Source organism: Ruegeria sp. I1, from assembly GCF_056532675.1.
The window spans coordinates 464,607-486,962 of the sequence record NZ_JBQFNM010000001.1 but is presented as its reverse complement, the minus strand read 5'-3'; the positions used below and the strand labels follow the sequence as shown (position 1 = coordinate 486,962).

At 57.5% G+C, this 22,356-nt stretch carries 23 protein-coding genes; 12 read left to right on the top strand and 11 right to left on the bottom strand.

Translation table 11 applies throughout. The features are described from left to right. The first annotated feature begins 57 nt into the window (after positions 1 to 57). Entirely contained in the window at positions 58 to 753 is a 696-nt protein-coding gene (locus ACR0DH_RS02455) for a M48 family metallopeptidase (RefSeq protein WP_480542552.1), read from the top strand. A 63-nt stretch (positions 754 to 816) separates the two neighbouring features. Here the strand turns inward: ACR0DH_RS02455 and ACR0DH_RS02450 are convergent, their stop codons facing one another. Genes ACR0DH_RS02450 through ACR0DH_RS02430 form a run of 5 tightly spaced genes read right to left on the bottom strand, consistent with a single transcriptional unit; the run spans position 817 to position 6,081 of the window. After that, positions 817 to 1,359, bottom strand: coding sequence for an RSP_2648 family PIN domain-containing protein (locus ACR0DH_RS02450; RefSeq protein ID WP_480546891.1), 543 nt, complete (start codon positions 1,357 to 1,359; stop codon positions 817 to 819). Continuing rightward, a complete protein-coding gene (locus tag ACR0DH_RS02445) occupies positions 1,356 to 2,558 on the bottom strand; it encodes an RSP_2647 family RNA methyltransferase (RefSeq protein WP_480546889.1) in 1,203 nt (400 codons plus the stop codon). The genes ACR0DH_RS02450 and ACR0DH_RS02445 overlap by 4 nt, the downstream gene beginning before the upstream one ends. 38 nt (positions 2,559 to 2,596) lie before the next feature. Then, a complete protein-coding gene (locus ACR0DH_RS02440) occupies positions 2,597 to 2,869 on the bottom strand; it encodes a hypothetical protein (RefSeq protein ID WP_480546887.1) in 273 nt (90 codons plus the stop codon). Then, entirely contained in the window at positions 2,853 to 5,648 is a 2,796-nt protein-coding gene (locus ACR0DH_RS02435; RefSeq protein ID WP_480546885.1) for a [protein-PII] uridylyltransferase family protein, read from the bottom strand. Before ACR0DH_RS02435 ends, ACR0DH_RS02440 begins: the two co-directional genes overlap by 17 nt. A 49-nt stretch (positions 5,649 to 5,697) precedes the next feature. Further along, positions 5,698 to 6,081 (bottom strand): DUF4440 domain-containing protein, encoded by a 384-nt coding sequence (locus tag ACR0DH_RS02430; RefSeq protein ID WP_480542542.1) that lies wholly within the window; start codon positions 6,079 to 6,081, stop codon positions 5,698 to 5,700. Between the two features lie 188 nt (positions 6,082 to 6,269). Here ACR0DH_RS02430 and ACR0DH_RS02425 point away from each other — a divergent pair, with 188 nt between their 5' ends. The 5 genes from ACR0DH_RS02425 to ACR0DH_RS02405 all read left to right on the top strand — a co-directional run bounded on the left by ACR0DH_RS02425 (position 6,270) and on the right by ACR0DH_RS02405 (position 9,398). Beyond that, positions 6,270 to 6,947, top strand: coding sequence for an SOS response-associated peptidase (locus tag ACR0DH_RS02425; protein WP_480542540.1), 678 nt, complete (start codon positions 6,270 to 6,272; stop codon positions 6,945 to 6,947). 235 nt (positions 6,948 to 7,182) lie between these two features. Beyond that, entirely contained in the window at positions 7,183 to 7,605 is a 423-nt protein-coding gene (locus tag ACR0DH_RS02420; RefSeq protein WP_170530529.1) for a DUF2852 domain-containing protein, read from the top strand. Positions 7,606 to 7,670: 65 nt separating this feature from the next. Then, entirely contained in the window at positions 7,671 to 8,102 is a 432-nt protein-coding gene (locus ACR0DH_RS02415) for an RDD family protein (protein WP_480542538.1), read from the top strand. A gap of 75 nt (positions 8,103 to 8,177) precedes the next feature. Beyond that, positions 8,178 to 9,002: an arginyltransferase gene (locus tag ACR0DH_RS02410; protein WP_480542536.1), complete on the top strand. Its 825-nt coding sequence runs from the start codon at positions 8,178 to 8,180 to the stop codon at positions 9,000 to 9,002. A gap of 6 nt (positions 9,003 to 9,008) precedes the next feature. Then, the gene (locus ACR0DH_RS02405; protein WP_480546883.1) at positions 9,009 to 9,398 is read left to right on the top strand and encodes a VOC family protein; all 390 of its coding nucleotides are present in this window, start codon (positions 9,009 to 9,011) and stop codon (positions 9,396 to 9,398) included. 138 nt (positions 9,399 to 9,536) lie between these two features. Here the strand turns inward: ACR0DH_RS02405 and ACR0DH_RS02400 are convergent, their stop codons facing one another. The 3 genes from ACR0DH_RS02400 to ACR0DH_RS02390 all read right to left on the bottom strand — a co-directional run bounded on the left by ACR0DH_RS02400 (position 9,537) and on the right by ACR0DH_RS02390 (position 14,038). Further along, positions 9,537 to 11,891 carry a TRAP transporter large permease subunit gene (locus ACR0DH_RS02400; RefSeq protein WP_480546881.1) on the bottom strand — a complete coding sequence of 785 codons (2,355 nt, stop codon included), beginning with the start codon at positions 11,889 to 11,891 and terminating at the stop codon, positions 9,537 to 9,539. A gap of 17 nt (positions 11,892 to 11,908) precedes the next feature. Next, positions 11,909 to 12,835: a TRAP transporter small permease subunit gene (locus ACR0DH_RS02395; protein ID WP_170530534.1), complete on the bottom strand. Its 927-nt coding sequence runs from the start codon at positions 12,833 to 12,835 to the stop codon at positions 11,909 to 11,911. Between the two features lie 120 nt (positions 12,836 to 12,955). Then, on the bottom strand, positions 12,956 to 14,038 hold the full coding sequence (locus tag ACR0DH_RS02390; RefSeq protein ID WP_170530535.1) for a TRAP transporter substrate-binding protein DctP: 1,083 nt from the start codon (positions 14,036 to 14,038) through the stop codon (positions 12,956 to 12,958). A 250-nt stretch (positions 14,039 to 14,288) separates the two neighbouring features. Here ACR0DH_RS02390 and ACR0DH_RS02385 point away from each other — a divergent pair, with 250 nt between their 5' ends. After that, positions 14,289 to 15,722, top strand: a complete 1,434-nt coding sequence (locus ACR0DH_RS02385; RefSeq protein ID WP_480546879.1) for a cache domain-containing protein — start codon at positions 14,289 to 14,291, stop codon at positions 15,720 to 15,722. Further along, positions 15,719 to 16,357, top strand: a complete 639-nt coding sequence (locus ACR0DH_RS02380) for a response regulator transcription factor (protein ID WP_170530537.1) — start codon at positions 15,719 to 15,721, stop codon at positions 16,355 to 16,357. The genes ACR0DH_RS02385 and ACR0DH_RS02380 overlap by 4 nt, the downstream gene beginning before the upstream one ends. Positions 16,358 to 16,437: 80 nt before the next feature. Here ACR0DH_RS02380 and ACR0DH_RS02375 read toward each other — a convergent pair whose 3' ends face one another. Next, on the bottom strand, positions 16,438 to 16,821 hold the full coding sequence (locus tag ACR0DH_RS02375) for a bleomycin resistance protein (RefSeq protein WP_170530538.1): 384 nt from the start codon (positions 16,819 to 16,821) through the stop codon (positions 16,438 to 16,440). A gap of 46 nt (positions 16,822 to 16,867) precedes the next feature. Next, positions 16,868 to 17,713, bottom strand: a complete 846-nt coding sequence (locus tag ACR0DH_RS02370) for a HalD/BesD family halogenase (protein ID WP_480542526.1) — start codon at positions 17,711 to 17,713, stop codon at positions 16,868 to 16,870. Positions 17,714 to 18,133: 420 nt separating this feature from the next. On the opposite strand from ACR0DH_RS02370, the gene ACR0DH_RS02365 reads away from it, so the two are divergent. The 4 genes from ACR0DH_RS02365 (at position 18,134) to ACR0DH_RS02350 (ending at position 21,531) form a co-directional block, all read left to right on the top strand. Next, positions 18,134 to 19,885, top strand: coding sequence for an acetolactate synthase 3 large subunit (locus tag ACR0DH_RS02365; protein ID WP_480546877.1), 1,752 nt, complete (start codon positions 18,134 to 18,136; stop codon positions 19,883 to 19,885). 66 nt (positions 19,886 to 19,951) lie between these two features. Continuing rightward, a complete protein-coding gene (gene ilvN, locus ACR0DH_RS02360; RefSeq protein ID WP_170530541.1) occupies positions 19,952 to 20,512 on the top strand; it encodes an acetolactate synthase small subunit in 561 nt (186 codons plus the stop codon). A gap of 72 nt (positions 20,513 to 20,584) precedes the next feature. Continuing rightward, positions 20,585 to 20,881, top strand: coding sequence for a hypothetical protein (locus ACR0DH_RS02355; RefSeq protein WP_480542524.1), 297 nt, complete (start codon positions 20,585 to 20,587; stop codon positions 20,879 to 20,881). Continuing rightward, positions 20,824 to 21,531, top strand: coding sequence for a helix-turn-helix domain-containing protein (locus ACR0DH_RS02350; protein WP_480546875.1), 708 nt, complete (start codon positions 20,824 to 20,826; stop codon positions 21,529 to 21,531). Before ACR0DH_RS02355 ends, ACR0DH_RS02350 begins: the two co-directional genes overlap by 58 nt. Positions 21,532 to 21,562: 31 nt before the next feature. On the opposite strand, the gene ACR0DH_RS02345 is transcribed toward ACR0DH_RS02350, so the two are convergent. Continuing rightward, a complete protein-coding gene (locus tag ACR0DH_RS02345; RefSeq protein ID WP_480546873.1) occupies positions 21,563 to 22,339 on the bottom strand; it encodes a DUF2189 domain-containing protein in 777 nt (258 codons plus the stop codon). Between the last annotated feature and the right edge of the window lie 17 nt (positions 22,340 to 22,356).

Genomic DNA, 22,356 nt, shown 5'->3' with positions numbered 1-22,356 from the left:
TTTGATCTGCTGAAGAATTATGTTGCCCTGCTGCTGCGGCGCCCCCATATCTGAGCCATGTTGCGTTTCACCCCGATCCTGCTGGCCATTGCTTATGGCCTTGTGATGTACCGGATTTCCGTCTGGCGCACCCATCGTGAGCTGGATCAGAAATCAACCGAACTGGCCGATCCTGTATTGAAGAGGATGACCGACCGGTTGGCCGCCGCTTTGGATATCGCGCGGGTTCCGGTTTATATCTATGAGATCGATCCTGTGAATGGGTTGGCCGCACCCGATGGGCGCATTTTCATCACCCGCGGGTTTTATCGCAAGTTTCGAAATGGAGAGGTTTCAGCCGAGGAAATGGCCAGCGTGATCGCGCATGAGCTGGGGCATGTGGCATTGGGTCATGCCAAGCGGCGGATGATTGATTTTTCCGGCCAAAACGCGATGCGTACAGCGCTGATTATGGTGCTGAACCGGTTCATTCCCTTTATCGGCGCGATGATCGCCAATGCGCTGACCTCATTGCTGGCTTCGCGCCTGTCACGCCAGGATGAATATGAGGCCGATGAATACGCCGCCGCTTTGCTGACCAAGGCTGGGATCGGGATCGAACCGCAAAAGTCCTTGTTTCACAAGTTGGAGGACCTGACCCAGCAAAGGGCTGGAATGGTGCCAGCCTGGTTGATGAGCCATCCGAAGACACGAGAGCGGATTGCAGCGCTGGAAGCACTAGAGCAGCGTTGGAGTGCGGGCGGCCAGGCTTAGGCAGCGAGGGGCCAGCCCCTCGCGCTCCCCGGGATATTTGTAGCCAGGTGAAGGGGATCGCGCCTATTGGGAAAGGGCTTTGCCCAGGCGTGGGAGGCGCGCCTTTTTCATCAACGCGCGCAGGGTCCATTGGTCGCCAGAGAGGCGGTTGGCTTCATCAAGAACGCGGTTGGCGATGGTGGCCATACCGTTGGGGTCCGAGAGCCAGAAACCGTGCAGCAAGCCATCGGGATCACGGCGGTCGAGCCCCTCTTCTGCCAGGATATTTTTCGGGAAATCCTTTGCGTTGACCGTCACGATAATGTCGGCTGAAGCGGCTATCGCGGTTGCCAGAACGTGGATATCTGCAGCATCAGGCAGCCAAAGGCGGTTTTCGAGCCCTTGTGAGGTCGCGCGTTCGGCTTGTGGCCAGTGCGCCTGCGTCAGCGCGATTTCAGCGCGGGCTTGCGCCTCACCCTCGGGACCCAGCTTGCGGGCGGCGCGGGCCCATTCTTCGAGAATACGGGCGGACCAGATCGGGGTGAAATGACCCAGGCTGGCTGCGCCCAGCAGCATCTCTCGCATCACTGTCGGGTAGATGACGCAGGTATCGAGAACCGCCCTCACAGACGGTAGAACACGGCTTTGAGGTAACCGCTTTCTGCCAGCTGTGGCAGTTGTGGGTGATCGGGACCTGCGAAACCAGTGTGGATCAGCTGTGCCTGCCGGCCAGCGCGGCCAATCCCACGCGAGGACGCATCACGAAACCGGCCCAGATCGGCAGCGTGTGAGCAGGAGCAGAGGCCCAGATAACCACCGGGTTTGACCAGCGGGGCCGCCAGACGTGCGATACGTTCATAGGCGCGAAGGCCTGCATCTAATGCTTGTTTTGAGGGTGCAAAGGCGGGCGGGTCGCAGATGACCACATCGAATAGTGCGCCCTCATCGCCCAGCTGGGTCAGCACATCGAAAGCGTCGCCTTGGCGAGCCTGAAAACGGTCGGCGCAGCCTGTGGCTTTGGCCCCTTTGCTTGCCAAATCCAAAGCGGCGGCAGAGCCATCGACGCAGGTTGCTTGTGCAGCCCCACCGGCCAACATGGCAAGACCAAAGCCGCCCACATGGCTGAACACATCCAGCACTTGCGCGTCTGGATGGACCAGACGGGCCGCAAAAGCGTGGTTGGGGCGTTGGTCATAGAACAGGCCGGTTTTCTGGCCGCCGGTCAGATCGGCCATATAGCTCGCACCATTCATCGGCACCGGCAGCGGCGCGTCCGGCGCTGTTCCGCGCAGGGTTTGGTTCACGTCATCCAGCCCCTCCAGCCCGCGGGTGCGACCTGAGGCGTTTTTGAGGATAGTCGCTACTCCGGTAACGCTGACCAAAGCGTCGGTGAGCGCGTCCAAATGCGCTTCTGCCCAGGCGGCGTTGGGCTGGATCACGCAGGCATCGCCGAAACGGTCGATGATCACGCCGGGAAAGCCATCGGCCTCGGCATGGATCAGGCGGTAATATGGCGCCTCGAACAGGCGCTCGCGCATCTCAAGCGCGCGTTGCAAACGGGTTTCGAACCAGTCGGCGTTCAGATCGGCATCAATGTCGCGATCCAATACGCGACATATGATTTTTGAGTCGGGGTTCACCGCGACCAAAGCGATAGGTGCGCGCTTTTCATCCTCAAGCACGGCCAGCGCTCCGGCCGGGATTTTTCGAGTGCGGCGGTCGGTGACGATGTCATTCGCATAGACCCAGGGAAACCCATGTCGCAGGCCGCGCGCATTGGCTTTGGGTTTCAGACGGATACGTGGGTGATCAGTGGTATTGGTCATGGCCCTCTATTAGTGATGCACGCGCCGGGGGAAAAGCCCTAACGCGGGCGCGAGCGCCAACCGCCACGTCGTTTAGGCGCTTGTGAAGCTCGCAGCCCCTCGGCCATGACCTGAGTCATCGGGTGGTCGGCATCCTGCGCAGCATAGGTGGCGTGCAGGGTGGTCAACGCCTGCTTCTGGTCCTGCCCCTCCGGCAGGCTGAGCGCCCAATCGAGGAAGATGCTGCGGCATTCCTGCAAAGCGATGCCCTCGATATTATAGGCTTCGCGGATCAGGCCCTTGGGGTCGTTGGGATCAGTGCTGCGTGCCATCTTCGCCCTCTTTGATGACGCTGCCGATGATTTCGGCAGCGGTCGCGTAAGTGTCTTGTAGCGCGGATTGCAGTTGCTCAACCTGTTCAAACCCAGTGGCCCTGCACAGGAACGCCGCACCTCCCTCACCAATCTTGTCAGCCTCGATCACCTTGCCCGAAAGCAGCCGCGCTGCGCATTGCACGGACCAGCATAGATCGTAGCTGTCTTTCAGAGTTTGCGCCTGCGCGACATCCAGCAACTCGGCAACGACGGCGCCATCAAGGCCGGAGGGCACATCGCGATCCGCGAGACCTGCCATCAACGCGCCGGTTTGCGCCATCAGTTCGATATCCATCAAACGGCCGGGGCCATTTTTGGCATCCCAAACTCCGGCAGGGGCTTTCGCGGCGGCAAGCCGCGTGCGCATTTCGGCCACTTCGTGCAAAACCTTCTTCATATTGCGCGAACGCGACAGGAAATCAGCCCGAAAGGCTTCGATATCCATGGCCAGCCCCGCGTCACCCGCCACCAAATGCGCGCGTGTCAGGGCAAGGTGCTCCCAAACCCAGGCTTCGTTCTGCTGGTAATTGGTGAAGCTGGCCCAACTGGTCGCCACCGGCCCCTGATTGCCTGACGGGCGCAAACGCATGTCGACTTCATAGAGCCGCCCCTGAGACATCGGGGCCGAAAGTGCCGTGATCAGTGCTTGCGTGAACCGCGCATAGTAGGTGCGGGTAGCCAGTGGGCGCGGACCTTCGGACATCTCCTGTTCCAGCGGGTCGTAGATCACGATCATATCCAAATCGGATTGCGAATTGATCTGCCCTGCCCCAAGCGACCCCATACCCAGAATGGCAGCACCACGCCCCGGAGCGGGGCCATGCTTGCGGGCGAAATTCTCGGTCACATGAGGCAGGATCGAAGCGATAACAGCCTGCGCCAGTTCTGCATATTGGCGACCCGCTTGTGCGCCGTTGATCAGCCCGCGCAAATGGTGCACCCCGACCCTGAAATGCCATTCCTTACACCAGTGCCGCGCCAGATCAAGCTGGGTTTCGTAGTCCGACTCGGCCGCCAAAGCCTGTTCCAGCTCGGCCTGCAGATCTTGCTGCCCGGGCCAGTCAGCAAAGAAACTGCCGCCTATGACCGCATCAAAGACCGAGGCATTGCGGGACAGATGCGAGGCCAGCGCGTGGGACGTGCCCACGATATCAATCAACAAATCGATCAGCTGCGGATTGGCCTCGAACAGGGAAAACAGCTGCACCCCGGCGGGCAGCCCGGCCAGAAACCCGTCAAGCGCCACCAAGGCCTCTTCCGGTTGTGCTGTCTTGGCGAGGCGCGACAGGAGTTCAGGTTTGAGCCGGTCAAAGATGCGCCTGCCCCGTTGCGAACGCAGCGCCGGGTAAGAGGCCCAGCGGGCCAGGATGCTTTTGTCGAACGTAACCTCTTGCTCGGGCGTCGGGGTCGCACCAGGACCGGGGGCAAAGAACCCCTCGGTCAAGTCATGCACCTCGGTCAATCGGCGGGTCAGGTCGGTCGTCAGCTCGGTACTACTGATCCCCATCAGGCAGGCCACACGTTCGATACCGTCCTGGGATTGCGGCACTTTGTGGGTCTGAGCATCATGGATCATCTGAATCCGATGTTCGACCTCACGATGCGCGCGATAGTGGTCGGTTAGCTTTTGTGCGACCTCTTCGGGCACCCAGCCTTTTGCAGCCAAAGCAGCCAAACCGGGAACCGTTCCGCGCACGCGTAGGTCCGGGTCGCGCCCACCGGCGATTAATTGGCGGGTTTGGGTGAAGAACTCAATCTCCCGAATACCGCCCTGCCCCAGTTTCATATCATGGCCAGGGATTGAGAGGCTGCCACCCGTCCCCTTATTCTCACGAATGCGCAGGCGCATGTCATGGGCGTCCTGAATGGCGGCAAAATCCAGATGCCGACGCCAGACAAAGGGGCTCAAAGTTTCCAGAAACCGCTCTCCGGCAGCGATATCGCCCGCACAGGCGCGCGCCTTGATATAGGCGGCGCGTTCCCAAGTTCGGCCAAGGCTTTCATAGTACCGCTCGGCCGCTTCCATCGCCATACAGACCGGTGTCACCGCCGGATCAGGGCGCAGGCGCAAATCGGTGCGAAAGACATAGCCATCAGCGGTTTTGTCGCTGAGCGTTGCGCAGAAGTTGCGCGTGGCGCGGACCATCCCATGCCGTGCATCGTAGAAGTCATCCGGGTCATAACGTGTTTCATCGAAAAGCACGATCAGGTCGATATCCGAGCTGTAGTTCAGCTCATGCGCCCCCATCTTGCCCATCGCCAAAATGACCATCCCGGCAGCGGTTTCGACATCATCTTCGATCATTCCGGGCAGTTTCTTGCGTCGAATCAAGGCGGTGATCTCAGCCTTGGCCGCGACATCCGCCGCCAACGCTCCGAAATCAGTCAGTGCGGCGGTCACTTTTTCCAAAGGCCACGCGCCCGAGATATCGGCCAGCGCTGTCAGCAACGCCATTCGGCGCTTGGCGAGCCTCAGACCCCGCTTCAGCTGATCTGGGGCCAAAGCCCGCGCCACATCCATAAGCTCAACCATGGCCTGATCCGGCCCGGACAGCGCTTGTGGCAGCCAGTCTCTCTCGCGCTCAATCAACCCTTTCAGATAGGGACTGGTTCCGGCGGTTCCGGCGATCAACTCCCCTTGTTCAGGCGTCAAATCCGCCAGCAAATCACGTGTTTCATCGCCCAAAGACGGGTCGAACGCGCGTGGCAAACGGGTGATGGCCAAACTGTCACTCATATCGCGACCCTGCGCATTGCCTCACCCCAAGGTCAATGGGTCAAACGCATCACGCGTTCTGAACCGGCGTGTCCTGACTGAAACTGTTGACCCACTTGTCATGCCGACGCTCCCACAGCGAGGAAATCAGCATCGCCTCCCACCTGGCTGCACCAGGCCGCACGTAGTCGGCGCGATAGGATAGCAAGACGATGTCCGCCGTCAGAACCCGCAGCTTTTCCTCGCTCAGTCTGAATTCAGCCATCGTCGGCGCATCGGCAAATTGACCAACGTGATCGTCCCGATTGGCAAAGCCCGACGGGTAGACACCCAGAAAGTCGGCGCTCAGAAGCGCGCGATCCGCGCTGGCATCCCCGACAACCAGCGCAGTCCAAACCTGCTTTTCCAGATCCAGTATTTCGGCAATCGAAGGGGCGGTGTTGTTTTCATCCATAGTCATAATCGTTTGTTACGCTAATCTGCGGCTGCACGAAAGAAGGCGAATGTGCAGCTACGAACAGCGATCAAAGATATTTTTTAGGCAACATGTCAAAGGTCACAAGCCTGAAGAACGATCAACAAAGCCCGATGCGGCATACGCTCAACCTTGCCTCGGTTTTTGAACCAAAATAGGCTCATTCCATGTGTGGTAAGTTTGCAGCCGGTCACCTAACGCAGAAACAGATGCTCGCGACTCTGGAGTACTTTCTTTATGGAAAAGTCTCTCCCGATCTACCCAAGCCGCTGCCCTCTGGGGGCTATAACGTCTCACCGACCGATCAGGTCAATATGATCCGCTGGGATGGCGACACTGCCGAACTCACGTCCGCCCGCTGGCAGCTAAAGGATCCGCGCAGTCAAAAGCCCATGATCAATTCCAAGATCGAGAATGTCGCGTTCTGGCAGGACTATTGGAACAACGGCCGGTGTCTTATCCCGGCGCTTGGATACTATGAATGGCAAAAGGATCAGGGGCATGGCTGTCCGACCTATGTCACAGTCAAACGTAATGAACCGCTTATGTTCTTTGCCGGGTTCTATCGAACGCAAGATGGGCGGCACAGCTGCACCATCATGACACGTAAACCAAGCCCCCAGATAGCGCACATCCATAATCGGATGCCGGTCATTCTGACCCCTTCAGAGATCGAGACTTGGTTAAACGGCATCACAACACCACAAGAGGCGCAAGAGACGCTTGGTACGGGATATGAGGGGCGATTTGAATATCATACTGTGAAGCCGATCAAACGCGCATCCGACGGCGAAGACCTAATCGAACCCTACACGCCCCCGATCCAGAGCAAGTTCGACTTCTGAAAACGATAGAACGCGCACGCTGCTCAGCCCTGTTCTGTCGATGCTGCAAACATCCGTTCAATAAATTGAATAAAACACTGGCGCGCTACAATAGCTGCGTTCTGTGAGGGTACAGGTTCCCGGTCATCCGACTCGAAAAAATGTAAATCTTTTTCACATCGCCCCTTGCAACCATCTGTAGGCTTCCCATCTAGACAATGTGAAAGGAATTTACATCAACCCCTGGAGAGACCAAATGACCGCATTGTCCGAACCTACCGTCCCTGCAAACCCGGGATGGCTGCACCGCGCCGAGGCCTGGATGGACGACAAAGGCAAAGGTGCCTGGATCGCCGCCATGGTCCTTGGTTTCATCTTCTTCTGGCCTGTGGGCCTGGCCCTTCTGGCCTATATGATCTGGAGCAAACGCATGTTCAGCAAATCTTGCAGCCGCCGCAAATCCTGGCACAGCCACATGAGCGCAATGAAACCTTCGGGCAACACAGCATTCGACGCCTACAAGGCCGACACGCTGGCCCGCTTGGAACGTGAGCAGCAAGATTTCGAAGCCTTCCTGCATCGCCTGCGCGAAGCCAAAGACAAGGCCGAGTTCGACCAGTTCATGGATGAACGCGCCCGCGACAACCACGAAGAGGACGGTAAAGGCGAACCTGCCTGATCCCCCTTGCCCTGTCCCGACCTTCGGGACAGGGTAACGCGACCTTCATTTTCGGAAATCTGTTTATGACCCACCTGCCCAACCCTGACACACAACCCGAGTTTTATCAGTCCGTCACATCCAAACGCTTTGTCGCCTGGCTGTTCGATATCGCGCTGATCTCGCTGCTGTGTATTGTTCCCGTCTTTTTGACCTTTGGCGCAGGGCTGTTTTTCCTGCCCCTGATCTATGCGGTCATCAGCTTTGTCTATCGGGTCATCACCATCTCAAACGGCTCGGCCACGCTGGGCATGCGTTTCATGGGGATCGAATTGCGCGATGCATTTGGCGAACGTATGGATATGGGCAAAGCCCTTGCGCATACCGCCGGGTATTTCATCAGTATGGCGTTTTTCGTAGTCCAGATCATCTCGATCATCATGATGCTGACCAGCGCGCGCTGTCAGGGTCTGACAGACGCCTTCCTCGGCACCGTCATGATCAATCAACGGGCCTGACCACCCATCGCGTGAATCACTTGGCGGCGCCAAAAACCGTTGCTATCATCAGGTCCGAGGCTACATGGGACCTTCATGCGACATACGCTGCCAATTGCGCCACAATTCTATGTGACGGCCCCCCAACCCTGCCCTTACCTTGAGGGCAGGCTGGAGCGTAAGCTGTTCACCGCCCTGCAAGGCGAAGGTGCAGACCAGCTGAACAATTCCCTGTCCCAACAAGGGTTTCGCCGGTCTCAAAACGTACTCTATCGCCCGTCCTGCACTGATTGCGCGGCCTGCCTGTCCGCTCGGATCGATGTTGCTGCCTTCCGCCCAACCAAAAGCCAGAAACGCGCCGCAAAACGGAATTCCTACCTGCAGCGGCGCGCCACATCGCCCTGGGCTACGGACGAGCAGTACGAGCTGTTCCGCCGCTACCTCGACACCCGCCACGCCGATGGCGGCATGGCCGATATGGATGTGTTCGAATTTGCCGCGATGATCGAGGAAACCCCCATCCGCAGCCGCGTGGTGGAATATCTGGACCCCGAAACCGGTGACCTGATCGCCGTCAGCCTGACCGATGTGCTCGATGACGGGCTCAGCATGGTCTATTCCTTCTACGACCCGCAGCAACCGCAGAACTCTCTGGGCACCTATATGATCCTGGATCACATCGACATCGCGCGCGAGGCGGGCCTGCCTTATATCTACCTGGGCTACTGGGTGCCCGGCAGCCCGAAGATGGGGTACAAGGCCAAATTCTCAGGCCTCGAAGCCTATGTTCAAGGGCAATGGCAAAAGGTTCAGGACCCTGCAACGTTCTCTGATGAGTCGCATCATCCGCTCTCTGCGGCCCCTATCGCGGAACAGGTTGCCAATATTCAGTTACCCGACCGCCACCCCACCAAGGGTTGATCTGATATGAAACAAAGCCTGCATGCCGTCACTCTTGTGGTGCCGGATTATGACGCGGCGATCGCCTTCTACACCGAAACGCTCAGCTTCACGCTGGAGCAAGATATCGATCTGGGCGGAGGCAAACGCTGGGTGCGGGTGGTCCCACCCCGCAGCAACGGCGCCTCGCTTCTGTTGGCCAAAGCCGTTGGTCCTGATCAAAACGCCGCCATCGGCAACCAGACCGGAGGCCGCGTCGGCTTCTTCCTGCAAACCGATGACTTCCAGCGCGACCATGCCGCGATGCGCGCAAACGGTGTGCACTTCGAAGAAGAACCTCGCACCGAACCCTATGGAATTGTCGCCGTCTGGCGCGACCCGTTCGGCAATCGATGGGATCTGATCCAGTTCACCTGATCCACTCTTCATCTGGCCAGAAAATATCCCGGGGATGAATTGGCCGCAGGCCAAGAAGGGGCTGGCCCCTTACCCCCCAACATAAAAAGCAAAAGGGGGCCATCAGGCCCCCTTTTTCAATTTGATTACTCAATCCGATCAATTCGGAATCAAATCCGGGACAATGGTTACAATCGCCGGGAAGAACCACAGGATTGCGATCCCAACCACCTGGATGACCACAAAAGGTGCAACCCCTCGGTAGATATGTCCGGTCGTCACCTCTTTTGGCGCGACACCCCGCAGATAGAACAGCGCAAACCCAAAGGGCGGCGTCAGGAACGAGGTCTGAAGGTTCACCGCCACCATGATCGTCACCCATTTCGGATCAAACGACCCGCCATAGATCACCGGGCCCACAATCGGGATCACAATGTAGATGATCTCGAGGAAATCCAGCACAAAGCCCAGAATGAACAGCACCAGCATCACGATCAGGAAGACCGTGAACTCGTTGTCAAAGCTCTTCAGGAACTGCTGGATATAGTGCTCACCCCCGAACGAGATCACCACCAGGTTCAGCAACTGCGAGCCGATCAGGATGGTGAACACCATCGAGGTCACCTTGGCCGTTTCCCGTACCACAGGGGTCAAAACCCCGCTCGAAAACAGCACCCAGCAGCCATACAGCAGGCCAAACAGCGCATAGAGATAAGCCGAATAGGCCAGACCAAAGGCGATCCAGGTTTCGGCGTTTGCTCCGCTCTGGCTCACCCGCAGGTCAAAGTTCACACCCAGCAACAGGCAGATAATGACAGCGAAGGTAGACCAGATGATCACACCGCCTGACTGACCCTGCTCACGCAATTTACGATAAGCAGCCAGCATGATCGCGCCACCGGCGCCAAGCGCGGCCGCCGGTGTCGGGTTGGTGATCCCGCCCAGGATCGAGCCAAGAACGGCAATGATCAAAACCAGCGGCGGAAAGACCACGCGGATCAGATCATTGGTCGCGCAACGCGCAGCCGCTTCCTTACAGCCATAAATCGCAATAGCAAACGGGATGGCCAAGAGCAGGAAGGTGGCGCCGGACGAGGTGATTGGTGAGATCAGCAGGATATCAACCAGCAACATCAGCAACAGACCGATCGCCCCAACGATCAGGGGCTGAGGGGAACGCGATGGCGCAATACCGCGACCCAGAACCAGGGTCAGGGCCAGCAGCACAACGATGATCGTGACACCGGTCCCAATCGGCGCGGCACCGGCAATCTTGGCCTCACGCGCCGCGGCGATTTCTTCCTCGCTCAGACGTTCGGCATTGGCAATTCCACCGGCTGCATCAATCTCCTGTTGCTCGATCACAGCCTGATCCCAGGCCGCCTGACCATGCAGGTCGATCATCGAGGCTTTGCATTCCTCCGACACATTTGTCCTCAGCGATGCATCCTGCCCCACATCCGAGAAGGCCGAGACCGAGATATTCTGGCTGCCAATGATCCCGGCACTGCCCAGAAGCATTGCGCCAACAATAATAGCAACCGGCGAGCCCAGCAGCCATGTCAGACCTTCGGATCGTGTGATGGTCTCACCTGACCCGCCCGACAGTTCGACGGCAGGTGCCTTGTCCGGATTCAACAGCGCATAGCCAAAGGCGTAAAGCGCATAAAGAAGTGCCAACATGATCCCCGGCAGCAGCGCGGCCTGGAACAATGTCCCCACCGAGACCACCGCTGGCTCACCCAGATAGGTCAACGCATCGGTACATCCCGCTGCAACAGCTCGACTTTCCTGAGCTGTGGAATACAGATCTCCTGCCAGTGTGCCCAAAAGGACAATCACAATCGAGGGCGGAATGATCTGCCCCAAAGTGCCCGACGCAGCAATCACACCGGTCGCAAGCTCTGGCGAATAGTTGTTTCGCAACATGGTCGGCAGTGCCAACAATCCCATGGTCACCACGGTCGCACCAACAATCCCGGTTGAGGCCGCCAGAAACGCGCCAACAACCACAATCGAAACCGCCAAACCACCCGGCAGAGGGCCAAAAACGCGCGCCATCGTGGTCAGCAGATCATTGGCAATCTTGGACCGCTCCAGCGTAATGCCCATCAGAACGAACATCAGCACCGCCAGCAGGGTCTCAATCGACTGCCCCGCCAACACACGCTCGTTCATACGGTTCACGATGAACGAGACGTTGCGATCCAGCGCGGTTTCCCAACCCGAGGGGAAGACCGGCTCGCCGATCCTTGGCAAATCCGGGTATCGGAACACCGAAACTGAATCGGGTTTCACCCCCGTCGCAACCAGATCCCGGTACATTTGCGAACTGGTATCGATTGCCTGATGGATCAATAGCCCGGCACTGTCCAGCGCGGCAATGATCCCGAAGGATATGACCCCGGCCCCACCAATGGCAAAGGCCACCGGGAAACCAGAGAGGATGCCTCCGAAAAGGCAGAAAAATACGATAATGAGGCCTATCTCGACGCCATCAAGTCCGAATAGCATTGTCTGGGTCTCCGTCCCTAATGTGCGCCTTCATAGGCTTCTTCACCTGCGCCAAGGCTGTCCTTGTCGAGGTATTTTCCGGCGCTCTCGGGCCCTTCCACATATTCCAGATACGATCGGTAAAGGAACGCAATCGCATGCAGGAACACCATGCCTGCAAATAGGACAAGCAGGATTTTGAACAGGAAATATGCGTTGAAACCGTTGGGGCTGAAGCCGATGGTTTCCACATTCCACCGCAGCGCGCGTGATTTGGCAACCAACCGGTCCAGAGTATCACTGGCCGATGGTTTCGGCACGATCAGATGCCGCCACATGAAATACCAGCCATACATCCAAGTCAGCACCGCCATCGGCATCATGAACAATAGCGCACCGCACATGTCGACCACACGCTTGGCGCGGTGGCTTATGCCTGCGTAGATCAGGTCAACCCGCACATGTCCGCCTTGCACAAATGTGTAGGTACAGCATAGGCAGACCACCATGGCGTTATATAGTTTAAGTTCTTCTGCGAACCAACTGATATCCTTTTGAAAAGGAATACCAAACCCGAACGCCATATCCGCGCGCGTAAAGACACGCTGCATGAAAACGATGATGATCTGCTGAAGCACCATCAGCAAACCGGCCCAGGCAAAGAACCGCCCGGTGATGTTTGCGAACCCTTCCAGCCCGCGAACCATGCCCCACATGAAATTCCGGTAGTAGAGGCCAATGGCCGTCAGCACCAGAAACAGGGCAAAAATCACAAAGAAGAACTCGACCGACCCGCCATAGTAGACAAAGCGCATCACAGCTTCATTGTCCGACCAGTTCAGCCACAGTTGCGGATGCGTGATCGCATATCCAAAATTATAGAAGGCTTCGGCAATGCTCTGAATGAACCAGATCAGTCCATTCCACAGGGCGCCGAAGAACGAGATACCGTTTTCGTCCTGCATGTTGTCCCCAGGTCGCGTCGGTTGCACTGCCTATTGGTGCGGCATGATGGGTCCGCGCATGTGCAACAGGAAAGGTTTCCCCGCGCCTGCGGGGAAACCGTTTGGTCTGATGATCAGGGCTTAGCCGCGCACGCGGTCGCGCTGAGCGGTGTAAGCACCAGACGACAGGTTCAGCCAGGCCGAGGACGATGCCATCGACGCCATCGCGCTGTCGTGGATCTTCTTGAACAGCTCGTCGCCCATGTTCTCGTCCAGAACTTCTTGGCTGGCCTGACCGAAGGCATCCCAAACGCTGTCCGGGAATTCCATGACCTTGACGCCACCCGACTGCAGACGCTGCAGGGCTGCACCGTTGTTGGCCAGGAATTGCGCCAGGTTCCACTGGTGCGCTTCGGCAGCTGCGATCTCGATGATCTTCTGCTGGGCCGGTGTCAGCTCGTCAAACACGTCGCGGTTGGTCGCCAGCGACAGACCTGCGCCCGGCTCGTGGAAGCCCGCGGTGTAGTAGGTCTTGGTGATTTCCTGGAAACCAGCTTTTTCGTCCGCCCAGGGGCCGATCCACTCGGTGCCGTCAATCGCACCCGAGGACAGCGCCTGATACACCTCTGAGCCCGGAATGTTCTGAACGGATGCGCCCAGTTTGCCCAGCGCCTGGCCACCCAGACCCGGCATACGGAACTTCAGACCCTGGAAATCCTCGGGGCCGTTGATCTCTTTCGAGTACCAGCCACCAGCCTGCGCACCAGTGTTACCGGCCAGGAAGGATTTCAGGCCGAAGATCGAGCCCAGCTCGTCATGCAGCTCCATACCGCCATCGTGGTAGTACCAGTTCACCAATTCCTGCGCGGTCATGCCGAAGGGAACAGCCGTGAAGAAGGCATAGCCAGGATGCTGACCCACAAAGTAGTAGTCTGCTGCGTGGTACATGTCGGCCTGACCCGAAGATACAGCGTCAAACACTTCAAACGCGCCAACCAGCTCGCCTGCGGCCTTGATGTCGACATTCAGGCTGCCGTCGGACATCGCATTGATGCTGTCGGCGCAGCGCTGTGCGCTGTCAAATACGCCGGCCAGACCACGACCCCACGAGGTTACCATCGTCAGGGTCCGCTGACCCTGCGCATAGGCCGGTGCCGCCAACGCGGTTGCCGCAGCTGCCGAGCCGCCCAGAGCAGATTTCTTTAGAAATGAACGACGATCCATATGAGTGTTCCTCCCCTTACATAGTCGTAACCCGGAAACACTCCGGGCCTGTCGCATTCAGTAGGCCGCAGGGTAATGCCGAAGATGTGAAAAGGAATACCTAGTACTGCGTAGAAACGCAGGTTTCTGACGGGTTTTTAAAGGAAAACAACCAACAAAAACGGCTCGAACCCCGGATTTTCGGTCGTTCCGGCCCTTAAGATGTCCATTCTTTTTGCATTTCTGCCGCCTGTTGCGTATCGATTCGACAATGCAGAGATTAAGAAATCTGGTTTCGCTGACCTATGCGCAGAAGCTGTCCCTTGTCGCCGCGATCCCCTTGGTTGTGGCCGTGGCAGCCATTGCCGTGCTGGTAGCCTACGAAGCGCGTGCGACAGCCGAGCGCGAAATCGAAGCGTTGGAGCGCAGCCTGATCGAGGCCAAGAAAGAAGAGTTGCGCAACTACGTCACGCAAGCCCGCAACGGATTTGCTTACATCTATGGTCGGGCGACACCTGATGACGAGGTGGCCAAGAACCTCGTGTCTCAGATCCTGTCGGCCATGATCTACGGGCAGGACGGGTTCTTCTTTGTCTATGACTATGACGGCAACAACCTTGTCAGCCCCAGGCAGACCGAATTCATCAACCGAAACTGGGAGGGCCTGACCGATAGCGATGGCACACCTGTTGTTGATGAGTTTATTCGCCTCGCCCGCCAAGGCGCAGGGTGGCACAGTTTCATGTGGCAAAAACCGTCTACCGGAGAAGAGGCGCAGATGATCGCCTATGTGGTCGGGCTGCAGGATTGGCGCTGGGTGGTCGGTACGGGCGTGTTCATCGACGACATCGTTGCCGCTGTTGCGAATGCACGCGCCGAGGTCGAAGCCCGCGTGCAGCGTACCTTTATGTATATCGGCGCCATTGTTGTGGCGGCTGTCCTGATCGTGTTTGCCTCGGGTATGTTGCTGAACATCCGCGAACGGCGGCTGGCTGACGCAAAGCTGAAAGAGCTGACGCAGCGTGTATTTGATGCACAGGAAGAAGAACGCGGACGAGTTGCGCGAGAATTACATGATGGGATCAGCCAGATTTTGGTCGGCGTCCGCTATGCGCTGGACACCGCCCGGCGGCGGGTATCTCGTGGGGATTTTTCAAATGCAGAGGACCCGCTGGACAAAGGGATCGAACATTTGGGCACCGCCATAACCGAAGTGCGCCGGATCAGTCGCGACCTACGCCCTGGTGTGCTGGATGATCTGGGTTTGGGCCCTGCTCTTAAATCGCTGACGGATGATTTTCGGGACCGCACCGGGATCGAGACCGAGTTCTCGACCGTTGTATTCCGCAACCGGCTGGATCAGGACAGCAAGATCGCGCTCTATCGAATTGCGCAAGAAGCGCTGACCAATATCGAACGTCATGCCGATGCGTCGCATGTTACCATCGATCTGCGTGGCCACAAGAAAGGTGCGACGATGCGGATCACCGACAATGGGCGCGGGTTGCGAAACGAACCGGGCCGTGTGGCCACCGGGATCGGGCTGCGCAACATGCAGGAGCGCATCGAACAGCTTGACGGAGCGCTGCGTATTCTGTCATCACGCGGCCCGCATGGCGGCACGGTGATAGAAGCCAGCTTGCCGCTGAGCCACCTGCTCCCACCGCAGGAAGACGCAACACCAAAGCGAAAGGCCGGGACATGACCATCCGAGTCCTTATTGTCGACGATCACCCGATGGTGGCCGAGGGCATTCAGTCGATCCTTGAAAGCTATGACGAGATTGAGGTGGTCGGTACGCTCAGCAGCGGTCAGTCTGCTGTGGATCAGGCCGCAAGCCTATCCCCCGATGTGATCCTGATGGATCTGAACATGCCGGGCCTGGGCGGCCTAAGCGCAACGGAAATGATCCTTGAACGTTTGCCTCAAACGCGCATCTTGATCCTGTCGATGCATGACAGCCCAGAATACATCTCAACCGCGCTCAGCCATGGGGCCAAAGGCTATCTGCTCAAAGACGTCCCAACAGACGAAATCAAACAGGCCATTGATGCCGTCATGGCAGACGAGCAATATCTTTGCACCGGAGCAAGCGGGTCGCTGAAACCCAAAGGCGACAGCACCCGAGAGGCCCTGACCGGCCGGGAACAGACGATCCTTCTGGAACTGGCGCAGGGCAAATCCAACAAAGAAGTCGCCCTGGCCTTGGATATCTCGGTTCGCACGGTCGAAACCCACCGCAAAAACATCAAGCGTAAGTTGGGTATTTCCTCCACCGCTGGGCTCACCCGCTATGCGCTGGAACATGGGGTTTTGCAGGGAACCGGCGTGGGGTTCTAACCCGACCGCGGCGTGGCACGCGCCGCCCGGCCCAACCAGACAAGACGCGCTAAAGACGCGTTGCCGAGGGGCGGGAGGCTTTAATTTCGAGGGCGAATATCTTCCCCGAAAAAGATCAAGGTCCCGTCCTCATCCAGGACGTGAAACTCGCGCTGTAGGTAGGGCTGATCAAAAGGTGGCCGCACGCGTCCCTCGGGCAGGTCGCTCAAACCATCTTTCAAACTGTCATAGAGCGCATCAATACCTTTCACATCGATGTAAAAGGACTGGTTATCACCCAAAGGTTTGCCATCGGTGCGTGGCGGGCATTCCAGCAACCGGACAGCAACTGACCCCCGCGACAGAAAGGCATAGTTATCCTGCTTGAATCCGCACTCAAACCCCAAACGTCGGCAATAGAAATCAATCTGCGCCTCCAGTGACGCGCAGAGAACAAACGGCGTAATCTGTAGCACTTCGGGCATTGGAACCTCCGGCCTGCTTCAGGATCATGCTACATGTTCTGCTGGCTCAATCCAGCAATTGATCCTGCCGTGTGCCTTCACGCTCATAATGATGCGGCAGGACGCGACCGTATAGCTGCCGGGTGCGCTCGACCCCGCCGCACATTCCTTCGGTTTCCACAAAGGAAAAGATGCCGACATATCTTTGGCGGGTCCCAAAAACCGGCGCGACCCGGTGCAGGGAATACCGCCCCTTGAAGATTTGCAGATCGCCTGGCTGCAGTTCCAACCGGCGCACGCGCGACATGTCGCCATCCAGAACGGCAGAGACTGCACCGAAATTCTCATCCTCCGAAGTCCGCAGGTTCGGCGCATATTCGAACGCACCCCCGTCTTCACCATTTTGAATGGCCAGAGTCACCGTGAAGTTGTTTGTGTCGAAATGCCAGGGAAAGCCCTGCCCCGCTTCCACGACATTGATGATCACATCCGCCAGCGGGTCGTCATAGCGAAAGAACCGATCCGCAGGCTCCTCCAGCGCGGTCCGGATGAAGGGCATGAACCCGTCAAACTCATAAATCCGTCGCAGGGGTCCGGATTTAGGGAAATTGTCCGCCGGGACAAAGGCATTCGATCGTTCATAGAAGCGGCGGATGGGATGGCCGATTCCGAACCGCGGATCATCTTTAGTGAAATAGGCGTTCGTTCGGTTGAAGGAGCGATGGGCCTGCGGCGACACCGCGTCGGCCTCTTTCACCAACAATTCGAGCCCGCCGGGATGCACAAAACCCGGCAATACCGCACAGCCATCTTCGCTCAGTTCGCGCTGAACATCATCAATCATCCGGTCATAAGCCTGTGAACCTGGCCGGTCGATGGGATAGCGGCCCAAATCCACCAGATCATGCAGCATGACATACCTCCCTCGTAGTCCCGTCTCTGTCAGCGTGACTCAGTTAAACCGCCCGATCATGCCCATTTTGGACATTTGCTTGACGCATTCAGACTGGCGAATATCCATCCCAACCGGCGCCCAAGACATCATTTTTCGCTAAAATTCCCAGCCTGCGGCAATCTGCGCAATAAAATGTCGCAAAATAACTTCTTGAAGATAGAAAATTGGTGCAATTGCCTGTTGACGCCCTTGCGCGCCGCTCATAATGTCCCTGCACGCAAAAAGGAGCCTCTGGCGATGAGAACGCTAGTCGTAATCGTGGGAAACAAGCGCATGGGCCGGTAACGGTAAACCATAATCGAACCCATGCGCCTCCGAAAACATCGGGGGCTTTTTTTTGTCAAACGCAAGACACATGTCGCGAACGGAGCAAAGCAGATGACACGTGAGATGACCGGCGCAAAGATGGTGGTTCAGGCCCTCAAGGATCAGGGCGTGGACACGGTATTCGGATACCCCGGCGGCGCCGTGCTACCGATCTATGATGAGATTTTTCTGCAAAACGACATTCGCCACATTCTGGTGCGCCATGAACAGGGGGCAGTGCATGCCGCTGAAGGCTATGCGCGGTCGACCGGCAAACCCGGCGTTGCGCTGGTGACATCCGGACCAGGCGCGACCAACGCCGTAACTGGTCTGACCGACGCGTTGATGGATTCGATCCCGATCATTGTCCTGACCGGCCAGGTCCCGACCTTCATGATCGGCTCGGACGCGTTTCAGGAGGCGGATACAGTTGGCATCACCCGCCCCTGCACCAAGCATAACTGGCTGGTGAAGGACACGGATTCGCTGGCTGCAACCATGCACGAGGCCTTTCATGTCGCCACCTCCGGCCGCCCCGGCCCGGTGCTGGTCGACATTCCGAAGGACGTGCAGTTTGCATCGGGTGAATACAGCGCACCTAAGCCGTCAACTTCGCACTACCAACCGGTTTTGAAGGGCGATCTGGAAGAGATCACCGAGTTGGTTGCGGCGATAGAGACGGCGAAAAAACCGGTGTTCTATACCGGTGGTGGCGTCATCAACTCGGGTCCTGCAGCCAGCCAGCTGCTGCGCGAGTTGGTCGATGCGACTGGCTTTCCGATCACCTCGACCCTGATGGGTCTTGGTGCCTATCCGGCTTCGGGCAAAAACTGGCTGGGTATGCTTGGGATGCATGGTCTCTATGAGGCCAATATGGCAATGCATGATTGCGATCTGATGATCAATATCGGCGCGCGGTTTGACGACCGGATCACCGGACGGATCGACGCGTTCTCGCCCAATTCAAAAAAGGCGCATATCGATATCGACCCATCCTCGATCAACAAGGTGATCCGTGTGGATATCCCGATTGTGGGCGATGTGGCCCATGTGCTTGAGGATATCCTCAAGATCTGGAAAGCACGGGGTCGCAAGACGGATGCGGCGAATGTCAAGCAATGGCAGGCGCAGATTGCGGATTGGCGCAAGGTGAACTGCCTGGCCTTCACCGCCAGCGAAAAGACCATCAAACCCCAGCATGCGCTGCAACGGCTTGAAGAACTGACCAAAAAGCATGACCGCTATATCACCACCGAAGTGGGCCAGCACCAGATGTGGGCCGCACAGTATCTGGGCTTTGAAGACCCCAACCGCTGGATGACATCCGGTGGTCTGGGCACGATGGGCTACGGTTTCCCCGCGTCGATTGGCGTTCAAATGGCGCATCCCGACGCGCTGGTGATCAACGTTGCCGGTGAGGCATCGTGGCTGATGAATATGCAGGAAATGGGCACCGCCGTTCAGTACCGCCTGCCGGTGAAGCAGTTCATCCTGAACAATGAACGCCTCGGCATGGTGCGCCAGTGGCAGGAGCTGCTGCATGGCGAGCGCTATTCGCATTCCTGGTCCGAGGCCCTGCCCGATTTCGTCAAACTCGCCGAGGCCTTCGGGGCCAAGGGTATCCTGTGTTCCGACCCCGCCGATCTGGATGACGCGATCATGGAGATGATCAACTACGACGGCCCGGTGATCTTTGACTGCCTTGTTGAAAAGCACGAGAACTGCTTCCCCATGATCCCGTCGGGCAAAGCCCATAACGAGATGCTGCTGGGCGAGGCCGAAACGCAGGGCGTGATCGATTCCAAAGGTTCGGTTCTGGTTTAACAACATTCGTCGGAATTGACCGGGCGCCCGACGCCCGGTTTTCGCAAGGTGATGAAAGGGACATAAATGTCTGCCCTACATATCAAAAAAGGCTCTACCCGCCATTCGGCCTATAACCTACGGCCCACATTTTCGGACGTGCAGGAACGGCACACAATCGCGGTTCTGGTCGAGAACGAGCCGGGCGTACTGGCCCGCGTGATCGGCTTGTTTTCGGGCCGTGGATACAACATCGAAAGCCTGACCGTGGCCGAGGTCGACCACACCGGCCACCTCAGCCGCATCACAATCGTCACCACCGGCACCCCGCAGGTGATCGAACAGATCAAGACACAGCTGGGCCGGATCGTGCCGGTTCATGATGTTCATGATCTGACGGTTGAGGGCCCCTCGGTCGAGCGCGAACTCGCGATCATTAAAGTGGTCGGAGAAGGTGACAAACGGGTCGAGGCGCTGCGTCTTGCCGATATCTTCCGCGCCAATGTGGTCGACAGCACGCTGAATTCATTCATTTTTGAGATCACCGGCGCACCCGACAAGATCGACGCCTTTGCCGATCTGATGCGCCCGCTGGGACTGATTGAAATTGCCCGCACCGGTGTTGCCGCCCTGCTGCGTGGCGATTGATTTTTCTTAAGCCCCGACCCTGCCTCCGAAAACTTCGGGCGGGGTCGATCTGAAATTGGTCGATTTCCACAGATGCTGGCAATCGAGTGGCTTTATGTGCGTTATTTTTACCATAACGCCCCTTCTCCTGAGAAAAACCTCAAACAAATTAAGATAAAGCCTATTGCTTTTGGCTTACGGCGCGTTAGCTTCGGCCCGCAACGCGATTTGGGGATGCGTTGTTTTGGTGATTTTTGTGATTTCTCAGTGCCTGCGGTGATCCGTAAGCCTGAACTTTTAACACGTGAAGCAATAAAGCGCCGGGGAAAAACATGGCCGATGACATTCGCAGCCCTGCTGAGCTTCGGGCTATGTTCGGCTCGAACCTAAGGCACCTTGCGCGCGACTACCCATCTGTCTCGGCCTTGTGCCGGAAGCTCGGCATCAATCGGACGCAGTTCAATCGCTACCTCGCAGGCGAGAGCTTCCCGCGCCCGGATGTTTTGGATCGGATTTGTCGGTTTTTTGATGTTGATGCAAGGATTGTCCTAAGCCCCTTAGGTGAAATTCCCGCTGTGACAGAACATCCTGCAAGTTCAATTCTGACACAGTTTCTAGGGTCCGGGTCTGAAGTTCGAGGACCAAAGAACTTTACATCCGGTTTCTACGCGGTCGCCGAAAGCCAGCCCTCGGCACCACAAGTGACATTGCTTTACGCCAAACGGCGACCTCAATGCACCTTGATACGGGGTTATACCCCCCGAGCCCACATGCCCGGCACATCACCTCAAGCGCGTGAAATTCAAGGAATTGCAGCGACCACTGGCGATCATGTCTACATTCTGACCTCACAACGCGGTGGCCATAACAGTAAGATATACTTGCTGAATCAGGATGCCGAAATTTGGCGCGGAACGGTTATTAAACCCTCTGAACCGCATCAGCCAAAGCCGGTTGTTCTGCGCCATCTCAAACAGAACGCCGAAACCGTGTTCCAAGCCGCGCGACGATCTGCAAAAACCGGTGGACCATCAGTCTAACACTCGCGAAACGGCGCTTATGCCAGATCGATCAATCTGGTGCGTCGTCACTGCAAATCCCTCGGTACAAATGCCAGCTTGCATGGCCCAACAAAGGCAGCACGATCAACAGGCCCAAAAACCAGGGAAGCATCGCAACAAAGGTCAAAACCGCGATAAACAGCCCCCAAGCCAGCATCACGACTTTATTTTGTGAGACATATGTAAAGCTGGCGATCATGGCGGTGACAAAATCGAGCTCTCGATCCAGCAGCATCGGGATCGACAGAACCGAAATCATGTAAAGCAGCGTTGCAAAAACCGCACCAACAGCCGTGCCGACAGCCAACATCATCAACCCGTTGGGGGTCAGAAAAACCTCCAACGAACTGGATATGTTCGTCATCGTCGAGAGCCCCATGAACAGGGCAAATATCATGTGGCCCAAAAAGAACCAGAACAAAAACACCACAACGATGATGGCGCAGATCGAGGGCAATTGGCGGCGGCTTTGCTGCAGCACCACGCCAAACACGGCAGGCATATCAAGGGGTTCCCCCTGTTCTAACCGACGAGAGACCTCGTAGAGGCCGACAGCCGCAAACGGCCCGATCAGCGGAAAGCCGATCGCGGCCAGAACCAGCCAGAAACTTGTACCAGTTTGCACGGTGATCCAGGCCATGGCCCAACCGGCCAGAACATAAACCCCCGCGAAGATCAGACCGAACACCGGCGCGCGGCGCAGATCAGCCCAGGCCTGATGCAGTGCCTGCCGTATCATCACGCGGTTCACCGGGCGCAGGTTCGGTACACCAAAGGGTCTATCCATCTCAACTCCTCCTCGCC